Here is a 15,879-nt window from a genome sequence, read left to right as displayed (position 1 = left end):
CTCAACAATTTATCTGCTCAAACGTCGCGCACGGATCTTGCGCTTTTTAATATTACCTTCAGTCAATTTACGTAATGCAGGTTTTGCAGCAGCTCGCTCCACAGCAATAAAGGCCACATTATCAAGTACGTTAATTTTACCTACCTGATGACCGGCAATTCCCTCTTTACCAGTTAATGCTCCTAAAATATCACCGGCACGAATTTTTTGCTTCTTGCCAGCATCAATCATAATGGTTGCCATGGTTGGCTTATAAGCGGGTTTTTCTAGCAAGCTAAATGGCGGAATTGGTTCAGGGTCAAAGTCGCGCTCGTAGTGGTCGCCAATTTGTGCCACTTTAAATTGCTCAGCTTCACCATAAATAGAACATGCAATACCCTTTTTACCTGCTCGACCAGTACGGCCAACACGGTGTACATGGGTTTGAGGGTCATGCGCTAGATGGTAGTTCACTACCATGTCCATGTCGTTGATATCTAAGCCGCGTGCGGCAACATCCGTTGCAACAAGAATACAGGCGCTTTTATTAGCAAAGCGGATTAAAGTACGCTCACGTTCACGTTGGTCTAAATCACCATGTAAAGCAACAGCACTAAACCCTTCAGCATAAAGATCATCACAAATCTGTTGTGTTTCAACCTTGGTGTTACAAAAAACCACACAGCTTTCTGGTTGGAACTTCAATAACAACAGCTTCAATGTATTAAAGCGCTGTTTATTATTATCTAGCTTGTAAAAGTATTGCTTGATTGTGCTTTTTGTTTGCTCTTCTTCTACCTTAATCATTTCTGGGTTGCTAAGCACTCGCTCAGCTATCGCAGCAATTGATTTTGGATAAGTCGCACTAAACAATAATGTTTGGCGTTGGTTAGGAATGCACTCAACAATAGCATCAAGGGTATCTTGGAAGCCCATATCTAACATTTGATCAGCTTCGTCTAACACTAGGGTCTCAACATCATCTAAACGCAATGTGCCTTTGCGAATATGGTCATCAACACGACCAGGAGTACCAACGATGATATGTGCGCCATGTTCTAATGAGCCAATTTGTGGACCAATAGAGACACCACCACACAAAGTTAAAACTTTAATGTTATGAATACCACGGGCAAGCTTACGAACTTCTTCAGCTACTTGCTCTGCTAACTCTCGGGTTGGACATAAAATGAGAGACTGAATACGAAAGCGTTTCACATTTAACTTAGCCAGCACACCTAAACTAAATGCAGCCGTTTTACCCGACCCCGTTTTGGCTTGGGCAATAATATCTTTGCCTTGCAAGATCACTGGCAAACTTTGCGCTTGCACTGGCGTCATTTGCGTATAACCTAAAGTTGATAAGTTATCGGTTAACTCTCGCGGCAAAGCCAAAGATGAAAAAGCAGTAGCAGTCACAGTAATATTCCAAACTTGATAATTGAGGGACATCCTCGAAGATGCTGTGGATCATAGCAGAGAATGTGCTGTTTCTCTAAACGAAAACACTGTTCAGCATATTTAATTCATATTTGCTTACAGTTTGCTGCTTTCTAACTCTCTGCATTTGTTCTAGTTTATTGATAGCAACCTTCAGGAAGAAACTATGCTTCTATTTAATACTGCTGCAGCTGATGTTTTCTATAAAAAACAAAAAACGTGCCCTCACTGTCATAGTGAACATTATTCTTTAAGCAATCACAGTAAAGTTTTGCGCTTTACTATTTTGCCCATCATGCCACTTTCTATTAATTATCAAAGACAATGTGATGACTGTGGCTATGTTACTCCTGCACCTTGGTATTCATTGCCCGCCTTAGAGTTAGCGTCGTTTATAAAATACTTTATTGGTCTATTCATTATCGTTTACCTATTAATAAATGCATTAATCGGTGCGAATGAACAAACTGAAAATGAGCAAAATTACTTAAACGAGCCAAAGTTATTTGATACCTATTTTGTCTATTCAGATAAGTTTACTGGCAAACCAAAACGTATTAACAACTTAAAAGTAGCTCAGCTCGTTGAATTTGATGACAAGAACATGACTTTTAGAGTTGCTAACTACACTTACAAGTACAATAAAGACATCGAGATTGCGATGCGTACCAGCATGCTAGTTCAAGATGATTACTTTTCTAGTAAAACCCTGACTTTCAGTAAGTCACAAATAAAGCAGCTTTATGATGAAGGCAGCATTTATAAAATTATGCGACCTGAGCTTTATAGTTTATTTGGTGGTTTTGTTATGCACCCGCCTAGACCTAAGCCTTTATATACGGGCGTTAAGCTCGATAAACATAATCAGGAAGGGATTACTTACTTCAAAGATGGCCTATACGAGGAAGCGTTGAAAAGTTTTACGCTGTCTGCGGAAGATGGTTATGCATGGGGGCAATTAAACTTGGGTCAGATGTATCGTGATGGTCAAGGGACAGAAGTGAATAACGAAAAAGCAGCTTACTGGCTCAACAAAGCTACCTTACAAGGGAATCCTAAAGCAAAGATTGAGCTCGCAGAGCTATGCTTGAGTTACGATTGTAGTAAATTGAATACTCAATAATCTATTACCCATAAATATCACACATACGAAACCAGCCTAATTATATGGTTCTCACTATTTACTTTGAATTTGTTATGTTATAACATCTTTGTAGTGGCGTAGTATTTATACTCTTTTAAAGCCGAGTTACTCTCCCTGCTCTGCTTTTGAGATTACGCAGCCTGATGAAAGAATCATCTTTTGAGTTTGTATAACTTGAAGGAAGACCTTGCACACTAGCACGCTTACGTTCCCGTGCTAAATCCTTGCCGGCGAGCTTGCTCGCCGGCACTTTTCTTTTAAAGCTTTAAATGTTCATCTAAGAAAGCCAATACTTTTTTATAGTAAAGAGTACGGTGCTCTTCTTTATAAAAACCGTGGCCTTCATCATCTAGAATAGTGATTTCATATGGGTGCTTAGCTTTTTTCAACGCTGCTTCTAATGATTCTGCTTGCTCAATTGGCGCACGCTCGTCTTCACCACCATGCACAATAAGAACAGGTGCTTTTAGCTTATCGACATTATAAGCAGGCGAGAATGCTTTTAACTCGGCTTCATCAGTACCAATCACTGTTTTAAGGTAATTAACACCATAGCTTCGGGCTTGCGTATCACCTTCTTCATACATAAGAGGCAAGTCGTAAACCCCCATCAGGCCTATTGCACATTTGAACATATCCGGCTCGATAATCGCGCTTTGTAGTGCAGAGTAACCACCGAAGCTGGCTCCCATAATACAAATATTATCTTTATCAACTGTGCCGTCATTAATTAATAGTTTCACACCATCAATAATGTCGTGTTGAATATTTTGTCCCCACTGGCGATAGCCTGCTTCTTGGAAGTTCATACCAAACCCGTCCGAGCCTCGAAAGTTAACCTTTAATACCGCCATACCTTTATTGGCTAACATTTGTACTTCTGGATCATAGCCCCAGTAATCACGTGCAATTGGACCACCATGTGGCATAACAACCAAAGGTAAGTTTTTCTCAGCTTTGCCATTTGGCACAGTTAAATAAGCAAGAATTGTTAAACCATCGCGGCTTTTAAAACGCAGTGGTGTGGTTTGCGCCATATCATTTTGGTTTATCCAGCCACGCGCAGAGAATAGCGCTCGTAATTTATTGGTATTTGCGTCATATAGATAATATTGCCCAGGGTTTATATCGCTCGATGCGAAAATAATATTTTTTGAATCATCTTCTGTACTGCTGACTAGCTGTACTTGACTGCCTGGCAGTGCGCCCAATAAATCTTTAAGACGCTGTGATTTAGGCGAATTGCTATCAACAAACGCATAGCTTGGGTAATCAGCCTGGGTTTCTATGGCAAATAACTCTTTAGAGATTTCATCAACCCAAATATGTGACGGTGAAACATGCTTATCTTGGAAGATTTTCGTTACTTCTTTGGTTTTTAGGTTAATCTTAATAAGGCTCTCAGCTTCTCCACCCTTTGATGCAGTGGCATATACAGACTCGCCAGATTTATCAAATGCCTTTAATGAAATATCGGTGTAATTAATACCTTTTAGATCGAGCTCTTTCCAAAAACCGCCTTCGGGCTCTCGTACATGAAGTGTCGCATTGAGGTAATCGTCACTTGATACAGCGATACGAACGTTACCATCATGGTCCGTTAGAAATTCACCCATAGGTGCTGGTGAACGAGTAATTAAAGTACGAAGGCCGCGATAAACATCGACTTCATATACAACGGTAGTTGGTTCATTGGTTGCAGTCCACGGGTATGTGACAACCAAAACTTTTTTATCATCATGAAGTAAGGGATCTAAAAGGTATGACGTTCCTTGAACTGGTGTTTGTTTTTTTAACCGAGTACCAGTTTGCTGTTCACCATGATAACCAATTACGTATGCGCCACGGCTACCATCGACGTTCACGGCAAATAACTCACCATAATAAATAGGGGTATCTTGCCAACCTTTTAAATACTCTTTTTCAAGAATAACTCGTTCATTGTTAACCCAATGGTATTCGCCAACCTGTGCATTACCCGGAAAAGCAACCGCATGGGTTACTGCAAACTTGGTTGTATCAACAATGATGAGTGAATTTTTACCTTCGTGTTTTTTTATAGCTGCGACGTAGTTGCCATCAGGGGAGATAGTTACACGACTAAAGTCATTACCTTTACTAAAGTCTTCTACTGATAATTTTGCAGGTTTAGCGAAGCTGGTAAATGATAGCGTAAATAACGCTAGTCCCAGCACAAAAGTGAGATATCGAGACATGATTAACTCCATTTAACGATTTAATTGTTATTTTTAGCTGAGCAATAATAAAGCAAAGACCCTATATTTGCTACAAAAATTTAACAAAACAACCCAATAATGGATGCTATTTAGCGACGAATTTTGTGCCAAAGTTCAACCACTAACACAACGATAACCCCGGCAACAACGCCTAATAAACCATCAAATATAATCGGCGTAGCCAGCTCACCCGTTTTACCAACTAAATCCGTAACAAACTCAGTGCTACCTTGCTGGGCGTGATGTAAAACGGGGATCCCATGTACCAATATGCCTCCGCCAACTAAAAACATAGCAACCGTTCCTGCAAAGGCTAAAAAGCGCATTAACTTAGGTGCTGCAGCAAGTAAAAACTTACCTACTAGCTCTTTAAACTTACCGCCACTTTGCTGCGCTTTTTGCAGTAAATACAAACCAGCATCATCTAGTTTAACAATGCCTGCAACTAACCCATACACGCCAATGGTCATAATAATTGCTATTACACTAAGCACTAAAGCTTGATTCACCAGTGTTGCGCCAGCAACCGTGCCTAGCGTTATCACGATAATTTCTGCAGAAAGGATAAAATCAGTGCGGATCGCCCCTTTCACTTTTTGCTTTTCGTATTCTTGTAAGTCTTGTTGTTCAGCCAGTGTTTCATCTTCTTGTTGAGCATGACCAAACAGCTTTTCGATAATTTTCTCTGCACCTTCAAAGCACAAAAACAGCCCGCCAACCATTAACAGCGGAGTAATTAACCAAGGCAACCAAACACTAATCAATAACGCTGCGGGCACTAAGATGGCTTTGTTAATAAACGAGCCTTTTGCCACAGCCCAAACTACAGGCAACTCTCTATCGGCAGTTACCCCTGTGACTTGCTGAGCATTAAGAGCTAGGTCATCACCTAACACCCCTGCTGTTTTTTTTGTTGCGACTTTACTCATCGTCGCAATATCGTCTAAAAGTGTTGTAATATCATCAAGTAAGGTTAGTAAATTAGTGCCTGCCATGGTGGTTCCTTGCCCATTAAATACACTATCAACATAACTTATCCTGCCATTTTCACCAACGGTTAATTTTTCTTTGTTAGGCTTATAGCTCATTCAAAAATAGAGGTGTTTCTATGATTAAACCACTTCTCTCAGGGCTCGCTTTAGTTACCTTGTGCGCGTGTGCTGAGCAAAGTGCACCAAGCAATTATCTGTGCGATGAAACCCTTAGCGCCAGTATTGTTGAATACAGTGATGAGGAAGCAAGACTGACATTTAAGGACTCTGAATTTTTACTCAATCGCCAAGTAAGCGGCTCAGGGGTTAAATACAGTGCCGATAATGTGCTGTTTTGGTCTAAAGGCGATGAAGCCATGCTGATTTTAAAAGGTAAAAAGTACCAATGTAGCTTAACTCAGTAATAGCAAAAGCTTTGCTCGCTAAATTAGCTTAATCAGTGGTTTTGAGTATAATAGCGACAGTTTATTCAGCGTTTAAGCGGCTATAATGAAATACAAAGATCTTCGCGAATTTATCGAGTTATTAGAACAAAAAGGTGAATTAAAACGGATCAAACAAGAAATTGATCCTTACCTTGAAATGACCGAAATTGCCGACCGTACTTTACGTGCCGAAGGCCCAGCTCTGTTATTCGAAAACCCTAAAGGCCACACTATTCCCGTTCTTGCCAACCTTTTTGGTACGCCTAAGCGTGTTGCAATGGGCATGGGGCAAGATGATGTTAGTGAACTGCGCGAAGTTGGTAAGTTATTAGCTTTTCTAAAAGAGCCTGAGCCACCGAAAGGCATTAAAGAGGCACTAGGGCAAATCCCAGTATTCAAACAAGTACTGAATATGCCAGCTAAAGAAGTAAAAAAAGCGCCTTGTCAGCAAGTTATTCTTGAAGGCGATGATGTTGACTTAACTAAGCTGCCTATTCAACATTGCTGGCCGGGTGATGCTGCTCCCTTGATCACATGGGGTCTAACGGTTACTAAAGGGCCTTATAAAAAGCGCCAAAACTTAGGCATTTACCGTCAGCAGCTATTGGGTAAAAACAAAATTATTATGCGTTGGCTATCGCACCGCGGTGGCGCATTAGATTTTCGTGAATGGTGTAAAGAGCACCCAGGCGAACCTTACCCTGTGTCTGTCGCATTAGGTGCCGATCCTGCGACTATCCTAGGCGCTGTAACACCAGTACCAGACACCCTAAGCGAATATGCATTTGCTGGTTTACTACGCGGTAGTAAGACTGAAGTTGTTAAATCGGTTTCAAATGACCTACAAGTGCCTGCTACCGCAGAGTTCGTACTTGAAGGTTATATTATGCCGGGTGAAACAGCACCAGAAGGCCCTTATGGCGATCACACAGGTTACTATAACGAAGTAGACGAGTTCCCGGTGATGACGGTCACTCACATTACACATCGTGAAAACCCAATTTATCACAGCACTTACACAGGCCGTCCACCAGATGAGCCAGCAGTACTCGGGGTTGCTTTGAACGAAGTGTTCGTGCCAATTCTGCAAAAGCAATTCCCTGAAATTGTAGATTTTTACCTACCACCTGAAGGCTGTTCTTATCGTATGGCTGTGGTCACGATGAAAAAACAATATCCAGGTCATGCCAAACGCGTGATGATGGGGGTGTGGTCTTTCTTACGTCAATTCATGTATACCAAGTTCGTAATTGTTTGCGATGATGATGTAAACGCACGCGATTGGAACGACGTGATCTGGGCAATTACCACGCGTATGGACCCTGCTCGCGATACGACGATGATCGAAAACACGCCAATTGATTATTTAGATTTTGCATCACCAGTTTCTGGCCTTGGCTCAAAAATGGGCATGGATGCAACCAATAAATGGCCAGGCGAAACAGATCGTGAATGGGGTGAACCCATTGTTATGGATCCAAAAATCAAAGAACGTGTTGATGAATTATGGGGCAGCTTAGATATTCTCTAGGCTGTGTCTATGTTAAACTGCTCAAAATTTAACGGTTATGAGTGCGATTCATAACCGAATTTGCTTCTGTGCTTATAAAGGTAAACTATGCAAACACTACTCGCTGACGTTGTTGCGATCAGCCCGCTTACAGACCATGTACATAAGGTCATTTTGAAACCACAGCAACCTGTGTCATTCGAGGCAGGCCAATATATGCAACTTGTATTAGGCGAAAAAGATAAGCGTGCCTTTTCTATTGCAAGCCGCCCGTCGCAAACTGAACAGATTGAACTACATATTGGTGCCGCGGGTGCTGATTCGTATGCAATGCAAGCGCTTGACCATTTACGTCAAGCTCATACAGAGCAACAGCAAGTTAATGTTGAAGTAGGCTTAGGTGTATCACAGCTGCGAGTTGAGGGTGAGCGCCCTATTATTCTACTTGCTGGCGGTACAGGTTTTTCTTATGCTAAATCAATGGCTGATCACCTTGCTGAAATCGGCTGTGAGCGTCCTGTATTATTTTACTGGGGTGTACGTGAGCAAGCTGCACTTTATGCTCATGATGAAATGCAAGCATGGGCAAACAGCAACCCACATTTCCAATACATTCCAGTAGTTGAAAATGCGCCGCAAAGCTGGAATGGCAAAACCGGTTACGTCCACAAGGCTGTTATGGAAGATATCGTGTCTTTAGAACCATACGATATATACATGGCAGGCCGCTTCGACATGATTGGCGTGGTTCGCGATGATTTTATTAATCATGGTGCGGTACGTGAGAACATGTACGCCGATGCATTTGCATTCATTAAATAACTAGCTCATACCGGTTATTTTTAAGGCATCCAATTGGATGCCTTTTTTATTTGTTTTACCTATCGCCTTAATCCGTCTAAACGATTTCACAAACTGCATTTCCTTGACCATACTCTGATTAGAATAACGATGGGGAGAGACCCAAATGCTAAATACAAAAGTACAAGACTTTATGCAACGTAAGTTGCCACACATTACGCCTGAAACTGAAATGACCACCGCGATTAGCGAGCTGCAAAAGTTTAAATTACTAGGCGCACCTGTATTCGATGACAACAAAAGCCTAGTTGGCTTTATTTCTGAACAAGAGCTGCTGCAACCGCTCATGCAAAACAGTTATTTCTGTGATGGTGTAGTGAAGGTAAAACAGCTAATGCGCACCGATGTTGTTACCGTAAGTAGCGATCAAAACATCATAGAGCTGGCAGATGGCATGCAAACAGGTAAGCCAAAAAACTACCCGGTTATCGAGGATGGTAAGGTTGTTGGCATGATCAGCCGGGGAGACGTGCTCAAAGCATTGTATGAAAACTATGTCTCATGCCAAGAGCACCAAGTGTAAGTTAGCTGCTTAACGATTAGCAGCTAACTGTTTTAAAGCAGCTTTATCAGCATCGCTTAAATAAGCAATTTCAAGCGCATTAGCTTGCGCTTTTTCCATATCGGCTTGGCTTAAGCCTGCCGCAGGTGCTGCTACTTGATACTCATACGCTATTTCAATACCTTCAACTGCTGGATCATCAGTATTAATTGATGCCAAAATACCATGGTCTAAGAAGGTTTTTAACGGGTGTTTTGCAAGCTCAGCAACAGTGCTGGTTTGAATGTTACTGGTTAAGCAAGACTCAATACCAATGCGCTTATCACGTAAGTAATCCATTAGTGCAGCATCTTCAATCGCTTTTACACCATGACCAATACGCGTTGCGCCAAGCTCGTTAATTGCTTGCCAAATGCTTTCGCTACCTCGCGCTTCACCGGCATGAATCGTGGCAGCTAAGTAAGCATCGTGAACTTGTTTAAAGTGTTCAACAAATAGCTCACCCGGGAAACCAATTTCATCGCCAGCTAAATCAACCGCGACTAAATCATTTTTAAAAGCAAGAAGCGCATCAAGCTCTTGCTGACAGATTTTGGTGCCATATGTACGCGACATGATGCCGATTAAGTTAGCTTTAATTGGTGCGTTATGACACGCACTTTTTACACCATCAACCACCGCTTCGACAACACCTTGCGGGTGTAGGCCTTGGCTTTGCGCCATATAATATGGGCTAAAACGAAGCTCAACGTAATCGAGGTTTTGGGCAATCGCATCTTCAACGTTTTCGATAGCAATACGACGACAAGCATCGTAATCACCCAATACTTTTACACCCCAATCTAGCTTGTGTAAAAACGCCACTAAATTTGGTTCAGGGTCGATAACCTGTACGTGCGGAATAAGCGCTTCAATGTTGTCAGCAGGTAATTCAAGATTAAACTGACGACCAAGCTCTAAGATCGTTTGTGGGCGAACATTACCATCTAGATGACGGTGAATATCAAGCAAAGGGAGTTTGTTATTGATCATAATTAGCACTCAGGTTCAGTAAATTTGCGCGGATCATACGTACCCACGGCGATATTTCAAGTTTAGATGATTTTATTTACTTTTTAGAGGTCAAATGTCTGCTTTAATGGCTGCTAGCATTATGCAAAAAATGCCACAAAGTTTTAAAAAGTTTATCTGCATCAATTGGTTTAGTTAAATAACCATTCATACCACTGGCTAAGCCTTTCTTTAGGTCATCATCATGAGCATTTGCCGATAAGCCAATAATAGGTAAATCGGTGATCAGCAGTTCATTACGAATAAACTTAGTCGCTTGTAAGCCATCCATATTCGGCATTTGAATATCCATAAGCACAAGGTCATAGCTTTTTTCACTGATCATCTTTATAGCCTCGTGGCCATCTTTAGCGATATCTGGTTGGCAGCCTTTAGTTTTTAAAATCGAACTCGCCACATGTTGATTCAATGGATTATCTTCAACCAACAGAATTGCATCATCGGCAAATGAAACAGCAGTCACATCAATATCAGCTAACTCATCATCACTATGAATCACCTCTTCAAGAGGAGACTCAAATGGCAGCGAAATTGTAAACGTTGAACCTTGCCCCTCAGTGCTACTGAGGCTTATCTCGCCTCCCATCATAACAATGAGTTTTTGACAAATACTCAAGCCTAAACCTGTGCCACCAAAGCGACGAGAGGTTGAGCTATCGGCTTGTGAGAATGGTTTAAACAGACGCTGCTGGGCCTCTTTGCTGATGCCGATGCCTGTATCAATAACACTAAAATAAGTAAATTCACCCTGCTGCCAAATACGTAATGTAATCGTGCCTTCTTGAGTGAACTTCACCGCATTGTTTAACAAATTCAACAATACTTGTTTTAAACGAATTGGGTCGGTATGGATCAGTAGGTGTTCAGAAGCATCAAGCTCAACTCTAAATTCTAAAGAGCGAGAGTTAAGCTCAAACTGCAATAAGTTAGTCAGCTCACTAACCAACGCATTCACATCTATTGGTTCTTGATGTAGCTCCAATCGCCCCGCTTCTATTTTAGAAAAATCTAAAACATCATTGATTACACGTAATAGTACATTCAGTGCACCATCGGCTTGATCAATATAACCTCGGGCTTGTTGCCAGTCAGGCTCTTGCATTGCTAAATAATGCAAACCCTTAATACCATTAATAGGCGTGCGTATTTCATGGCTCATATTCGCCAAGAACTCACTTTTAATTTGGCTAGCTTTATCGGCTTTTAACTTTTCTTCGCGAAGGCTTTGAGTTTGCTTTGCCACTTGCTGACGAATTTGAATATTAGTACCAGTTACAGAAATCAAAAAGGTGATCAATAACCAAACAAACAGCATACCGACTATTTGCGCCAACCAATAAGGCAACCATGACGACTGTGCAACTGACTCCCATAATTTTACCTGCCAAACGCGCTCACCAATAATAAAGTTGAAGCTCGCAATAGCTGTTGTACCTACACGATGTGGGCTGTAAATTTCGACAGGATTACTGCCGTCAGTAACGTCATAGAAGCTGGCATCGATATCAGTGTTCTGATTAAAATTAAGTGTTTGTGCTAACACTTCTAAATTGACCACGGCGACAACATAACCTCTAAATCCGACCTGGTGATTAATGTCTGAATAAACTGGGTTGAAGAATAAAACGCCCTTTTCGTTACCATCACCTTGCATCAGGGTAATAGGCTCACTGACGGTGACATTCTTAATTAACCGAGAGTCAGTTAACGCTTGTTTACGTAACTCGTTTGAGGCTAAATCAAAGCCTTGTGCTGGTTCGTTCCCTGCTAAAGGATGAATATATTGCACCGGAAAATAAACCGTTCGCTTACTCACCGGCTGCCACTGCCCTGCAGCATTTTTTTCTTTCACATAATAGTCAGCGCCCAGTTCATCACGCAGTAAATTTTGATAATTATTTAGTTGTGAGTGAATAACCTTAGGTGCCCACTCAAGGGCAAGAATTTCTTCGCTGTATTGTAGTTGCCTTGATGTGAAGCGCTTAAATTCGTCAAAATCAACCATGTCACTACTAGCAAAAAAAGTTGCGAGTAAGGCTAAGTGCGACTTAATTTCATCGACTTTATGTTCAAGGTTCGTGTGAATCGCACTGACTTTAGCTTGCTGGCGCTGTAAGTCTTTGTCTTTTTTTACACTGGCTGCACCATAAAAGCTGACACAAATAACCACGTAAATTAATAGCGCCGGCACAATGATTTGCAGCCGTTGGCGAGTATGATGGTAACTAAATGCCGCTAAAATTAATGGCGTGAATATCAGAACCCCAATGCTATCGCCAATCCACCATGCGATAAAATTATTAAGCGCCGCATAACTCGGAATAACATTGTTAATGACCAGTAAGCCGGTGCCAATTGATGCAGCAATCAAGCTACACAAAGGGCCGCCAATCATTAAACCAAGCATACTTTGCTTTAATGACGATAATTCAATCGGGCGTTTAACGACATGAATAATAATGTAATAGGCAAGCCAAGCTTGGAATGTAGATGCAGTTGTTACGCCAATTGCCTGCAGCATCATTTGCCAGTGAAAAATATCAGTGGCTTTATCAAGGTGAATAAGGTTTACAAAGAATGCCCCTAGCAGAACCCCTGGCAAGGCACGATTTCTAAGTAGCAAGATACTGGCAAGCGCAATACCTGAAGGCGGCCATGCTGCAACCGCATAGCCATCAATCGCCAGCAATGAATTACTTAAGTACCCTGTAAGAAAGTAAGCAAGTGCAATGCTTATTGTCAGTGTAAATAAGTTCTTCAAGCCATCGCTCCTTTGCTGGCTGGAGTAAAATTATTGATAGAGTACCAATGCTTTTTCTGGTTGGGCACTCTTACTGTAGCTGAGCACCGCTTGCTGCAAATAAGCATGGCGATTATCTGCATTAAGCGCTTTATCAAACACTCGCGCGGCTAGGTCATATTCACCGTGAGCATTTGCTAAACATGCAAGGGCTAGTAATAAGTCTGTATTTTCGGTGTCTTTTTTTAATACATCCTGCAAACTTGATTGCAGCTTGAGTGCATCGCCAGCGCTACTAGTACGTAAAATACGTGCTAAATCTTTATGCTGTAGCGGTTTTTTGAGCATTTTAATTAAGCTTAGCTCAATTTTGTTTAACTCACCTGCCTTCGCCATCGCCGTTAAATAGCTTACCTCTGCGTGTGGCTTCAAGTTTTTGGCTAATTGCTCATAACGCTCAGTTAAATCCCCATTTGACTGAGCTGCAAAGTAACGGTCGAACAATTGTTGCCACTCTTGCTCAGAAAGAGCTTTTTTACGTAATAAACGTGGCATAAAGTCATTAAGTGCCGCCCACTTTTGCTCTTGCACTAAAACATGGGCATACATTTTAAGCTCTAAACGAGAGGCTTTTTTGCGTTCAGCTAACGCTTTAAGGTCAGCAAAGATAGTGCTGGTTTCGCCGCTAGCAATCCATAAATTAGCCACTTTTAGCTGCTTATCTTGGCTTATTTTATCAAGATAGCTAATTGCTTTTTCATTTTCATTATTCGCCAGTGCAGCTTTAGCTAGAAGCGCAAAACGTATATCGCTCCACTTTTCTGCAACACTGTTGTTATCAAGTGCAAGCTCAAGCTCCGTATAATCGTTATTAATTAAGCTCCATACACCTTGCTCAATAGCCGCTTGTTTACGCTCTTCACTGCGCGCAAAGAAACCATGGCGTGTATGGCTATATAAAGATATTACGTAACGGCAAAGCTTATAAAGTAAAAACAGTGCAGCGCATGCCAATATTAAAAGTGCAGTAACGCCCCAAATAGTCCCTTCAATGGTTGTTTTATTAAAGGCAATTAGTACATAACCCTTTTGATCTATAAAAAAAGGGGCAATCCCTAAGCAGACTGCTATTGCAATAATGATTAATAAAAAGCGGATCATTGTGCCCACTCCTTCACCTGCTCAGTACTTTGTAGTGACACTTTTGGACTAAAATCGAGCTGCTCTTTAGAAAGCTCAGCAAGGCTTTTTAAGGCCGCTTTTGTTTGCGCATCATCTTGTTTAAAGTAATCTTTTACCAAACTATGAGCAGCATCAACAGCACTAAAATACACACTACTTTGTTTACTTAATACCGCATCTTGCGCTTGAGCTAAGTATAAACTTAAGCGCTGTTTTACTAGGTGACGCTCTTGCTCACTTAAAAATGGTGCGATAACCATATCTTCACGTGTGCGCACTTCTACAAAGAAGTCTTTAAACTGCTGCCACGACTTCGCAAGGTTTTGACGCCATTCACTGACATTTTCACTTAATTGATTTGGGTCTTCTTTGACGACCTCTTCAGGAAGTGAAATAGCATTAAATACCAGTTCATCAACTTTTTGATTAATGCCATGCAGTTTTAAATAAATTGCTTCAACAGCCACAGGTTCTATGGCATTCAAGGTTTGTAAATCTTGGTGAATTGCTTGGCGAATAGCGCCTGTACCCGGGTGTTCTGCAAGTAAGCTATCTAAGCGAGATAGCACAGCAGCAGCCCCTTGGTAATCGTGCTCTGCCCACAATTTAAACTCGGCCATACGCTGCAGGCTTGTGACTTCTTGCGGATTAAGCGTGAAAGTTTGCTGCTCGGCGCGCTTTAAAGCTGCTTGTAATTGCTGCTGTGTTTGCTCAGCACTTTCATTTAGTGCATCAGTGACCTTCTGTTCACTGTTATAAAGCGAGTGCTGCATTGTTTGTTGGGCACTTTTTAATGCATCAATTTGCTGCTGTAAGCGTAGGTTTTCATCTGTCAGCTCAGTCAATGCCACAGCCGATTGCTGATCGCTATTTAATTTTAGATAAAACTCATAGCCAACTACACCAGCCACTATAAGTGAAATAAGTAACGCTAAGCTACCTGTTTTGCTGATGCCTCTTTTAGCTTGTACAGGCGCTTTCGCCCCAGTATTTGCCGTTTGCGCTTTTTTCTCTGGCTGTGCGGTCACTGGCTTTGCGGGTTGTTTTGATTCTGCTTCACTCATTTTGCTACCTTGCTGATTAATGCAGGTGAACATAGCGCTGTCGCTCGCCCCTGCAGCAATATGTATCTGTGTTCTTGCGACATTTTGTTGCTTTAAATAATCAGCGATACGCTCACTGGCAACGAAAAATTGTCGCTCTTTCAACCATGCAAGCTGAGGCTCATTTAGGCCATTAAAAATGGCATCCACCGCTGCATTACTGGTAATGACTATACCTTCTACATCAATTGTTTGCCAGTGGTCCATCCACTTGCCCGGTTCGCTCTCAATTGCGCTCCGCTTGTAAACAACCAACTGATTTAATAAAGCACCACGTTGTTTTAAGGTTTTTGCTATGGTCGTGCGCCCACCTTCACCTTTCACTAAAACGATGTTACTTAGCTCAACATCTTGTAGTGTTTTTAATTCAAGCAGACCTTCTGAATCATGCTGTTTGGGTACTGCAGCACGTCGCCCAAAGGCTTCATAAACCGCATCAGCCGTTTGCTGGCCGACCGCATAAAGTTGCGCTGCTTTGTTGATGGTTGGTGTGAGTTTTAACAAGGCATGCACGGCATCTTGCGAGATAAAAATGATTTTATCGGCATTTTCTAGCGGCGCGAGCTCACTACTATTTACTGTGAGGTAATCTAAGGTAAGAACAGGACACAGGGTTGTTTGATAACCCGCCTGCTGAAGCTCAAGAGCAAGCTCAGTGCCTTTACCTTCTGGACGAGTTATCAAAATATGCAT

At 41.7% G+C, this 15,879-nt stretch carries 12 protein-coding genes; 5 read left to right on the top strand and 7 right to left on the bottom strand.

Features of this window, described 5'->3' with window-relative positions; translation table 11 throughout:
- Positions 1-9: 9 nt before the first annotated feature.
- The gene (gene dbpA / locus J8Z28_RS00630; protein ID WP_055199234.1) at positions 10-1,398 is read right to left on the bottom strand and encodes an ATP-dependent RNA helicase DbpA; all 1,389 of its coding nucleotides are present in this window, start codon (positions 1,396-1,398) and stop codon (positions 10-12) included.
- A 187-nt stretch (positions 1,399-1,585) separates the two neighbouring features.
- Between dbpA and J8Z28_RS00625 the strand changes: the two genes are divergently transcribed.
- Entirely contained in the window at positions 1,586-2,542 is a 957-nt protein-coding gene (locus tag J8Z28_RS00625) for a tetratricopeptide repeat protein (RefSeq protein ID WP_062566229.1), read from the top strand.
- Between the two features lie 278 nt (positions 2,543-2,820).
- Here J8Z28_RS00625 and J8Z28_RS00620 read toward each other — a convergent pair whose 3' ends face one another.
- Complete coding sequence (locus tag J8Z28_RS00620; protein WP_062566230.1) at positions 2,821-4,779, bottom strand: alpha/beta hydrolase family protein; 1,959 nt, start codon at positions 4,777-4,779, stop codon at positions 2,821-2,823.
- A gap of 110 nt (positions 4,780-4,889) precedes the next feature.
- Positions 4,890-5,795, bottom strand: coding sequence for a DUF808 domain-containing protein (locus J8Z28_RS00615; RefSeq protein WP_062566280.1), 906 nt, complete (start codon positions 5,793-5,795; stop codon positions 4,890-4,892).
- Between the two features lie 113 nt (positions 5,796-5,908).
- Between J8Z28_RS00615 and J8Z28_RS00610 the strand changes: the two genes are divergently transcribed.
- The 4 genes from J8Z28_RS00610 (at position 5,909) to J8Z28_RS00595 (ending at position 9,111) form a co-directional block, all read left to right on the top strand.
- Complete coding sequence (locus J8Z28_RS00610) at positions 5,909-6,196, top strand: MliC family protein (protein WP_062566231.1); 288 nt, start codon at positions 5,909-5,911, stop codon at positions 6,194-6,196.
- 85 nt (positions 6,197-6,281) lie between these two features.
- Complete coding sequence (gene ubiD, locus J8Z28_RS00605) at positions 6,282-7,748, top strand: 4-hydroxy-3-polyprenylbenzoate decarboxylase (protein ID WP_062566232.1); 1,467 nt, start codon at positions 6,282-6,284, stop codon at positions 7,746-7,748.
- 87 nt (positions 7,749-7,835) lie between these two features.
- Positions 7,836-8,549 (top strand): NAD(P)H-flavin reductase, encoded by a 714-nt coding sequence (fre, locus tag J8Z28_RS00600; RefSeq protein ID WP_062566233.1) that lies wholly within the window; start codon positions 7,836-7,838, stop codon positions 8,547-8,549.
- 145 nt (positions 8,550-8,694) lie between these two features.
- On the top strand, positions 8,695-9,111 hold the full coding sequence (locus J8Z28_RS00595; RefSeq protein ID WP_054563674.1) for a CBS domain-containing protein: 417 nt from the start codon (positions 8,695-8,697) through the stop codon (positions 9,109-9,111).
- Positions 9,112-9,120: 9 nt separating this feature from the next.
- On the opposite strand, the gene add is transcribed toward J8Z28_RS00595, so the two are convergent.
- The 4 genes from add to J8Z28_RS00575 form a co-directional block, all read right to left on the bottom strand.
- Positions 9,121-10,122: an adenosine deaminase gene (add, locus tag J8Z28_RS00590; RefSeq protein WP_062566234.1), complete on the bottom strand. Its 1,002-nt coding sequence runs from the start codon at positions 10,120-10,122 to the stop codon at positions 9,121-9,123.
- 103 nt (positions 10,123-10,225) lie between these two features.
- Positions 10,226-12,922 carry a CHASE domain-containing protein gene (locus J8Z28_RS00585; RefSeq protein ID WP_062566235.1) on the bottom strand — a complete coding sequence of 899 codons (2,697 nt, stop codon included), beginning with the start codon at positions 12,920-12,922 and terminating at the stop codon, positions 10,226-10,228.
- 30 nt (positions 12,923-12,952) lie between these two features.
- Entirely contained in the window at positions 12,953-14,062 is a 1,110-nt protein-coding gene (locus J8Z28_RS00580) for a heme biosynthesis protein HemY (RefSeq protein ID WP_250659704.1), read from the bottom strand.
- Positions 14,059-15,879, bottom strand: coding sequence for a uroporphyrinogen-III synthase (locus tag J8Z28_RS00575; protein WP_062566237.1), 1,821 nt, complete (start codon positions 15,877-15,879; stop codon positions 14,059-14,061). The genes J8Z28_RS00580 and J8Z28_RS00575 overlap by 4 nt, the downstream gene beginning before the upstream one ends.

This window comes from Pseudoalteromonas sp. SCSIO 43088 (assembly GCF_023650795.1).
Classification (GTDB): Bacteria; Pseudomonadota; Gammaproteobacteria; order Enterobacterales; family Alteromonadaceae; genus Pseudoalteromonas; species Pseudoalteromonas shioyasakiensis.
Note: the sequence above shows the minus strand (reverse complement) of the source record. Positions and strands in the feature narration are given on the sequence as shown.

Bases quoted from the DNA above. Each gene is read 5' to 3' on its own strand.
- J8Z28_RS00625 (WP_062566229.1), top strand. From the start codon at position 1,586: ATGCTTCTATTTAATACTGCTGCAGCTGATGTTTTCTATAAAAAACAA.
- J8Z28_RS00620 (WP_062566230.1), bottom strand. From the start codon at position 4,779: ATGTCTCGATATCTCACTTTTGTGCTGGGACTAGCGTTATTTACGCTA.
- J8Z28_RS00615 (WP_062566280.1), bottom strand. From the start codon at position 5,795: ATGGCAGGCACTAATTTACTAACCTTACTTGATGATATTACAACACTT.
- J8Z28_RS00610 (WP_062566231.1), top strand. From the start codon at position 5,909: ATGATTAAACCACTTCTCTCAGGGCTCGCTTTAGTTACCTTGTGCGCG.
- ubiD (WP_062566232.1), top strand. From the start codon at position 6,282: ATGAAATACAAAGATCTTCGCGAATTTATCGAGTTATTAGAACAAAAA.
- fre (WP_062566233.1), top strand. From the start codon at position 7,836: ATGCAAACACTACTCGCTGACGTTGTTGCGATCAGCCCGCTTACAGAC.
- J8Z28_RS00595 (WP_054563674.1), top strand. From the start codon at position 8,695: ATGCTAAATACAAAAGTACAAGACTTTATGCAACGTAAGTTGCCACAC.
- add (WP_062566234.1), bottom strand. From the start codon at position 10,122: ATGATCAATAACAAACTCCCTTTGCTTGATATTCACCGTCATCTAGAT.
- J8Z28_RS00580 (WP_250659704.1), bottom strand. From the start codon at position 14,062: ATGATCCGCTTTTTATTAATCATTATTGCAATAGCAGTCTGCTTAGGG.
- J8Z28_RS00575 (WP_062566237.1), bottom strand. From the start codon at position 15,879: ATGCATATTTTGATAACTCGTCCAGAAGGTAAAGGCACTGAGCTTGCT.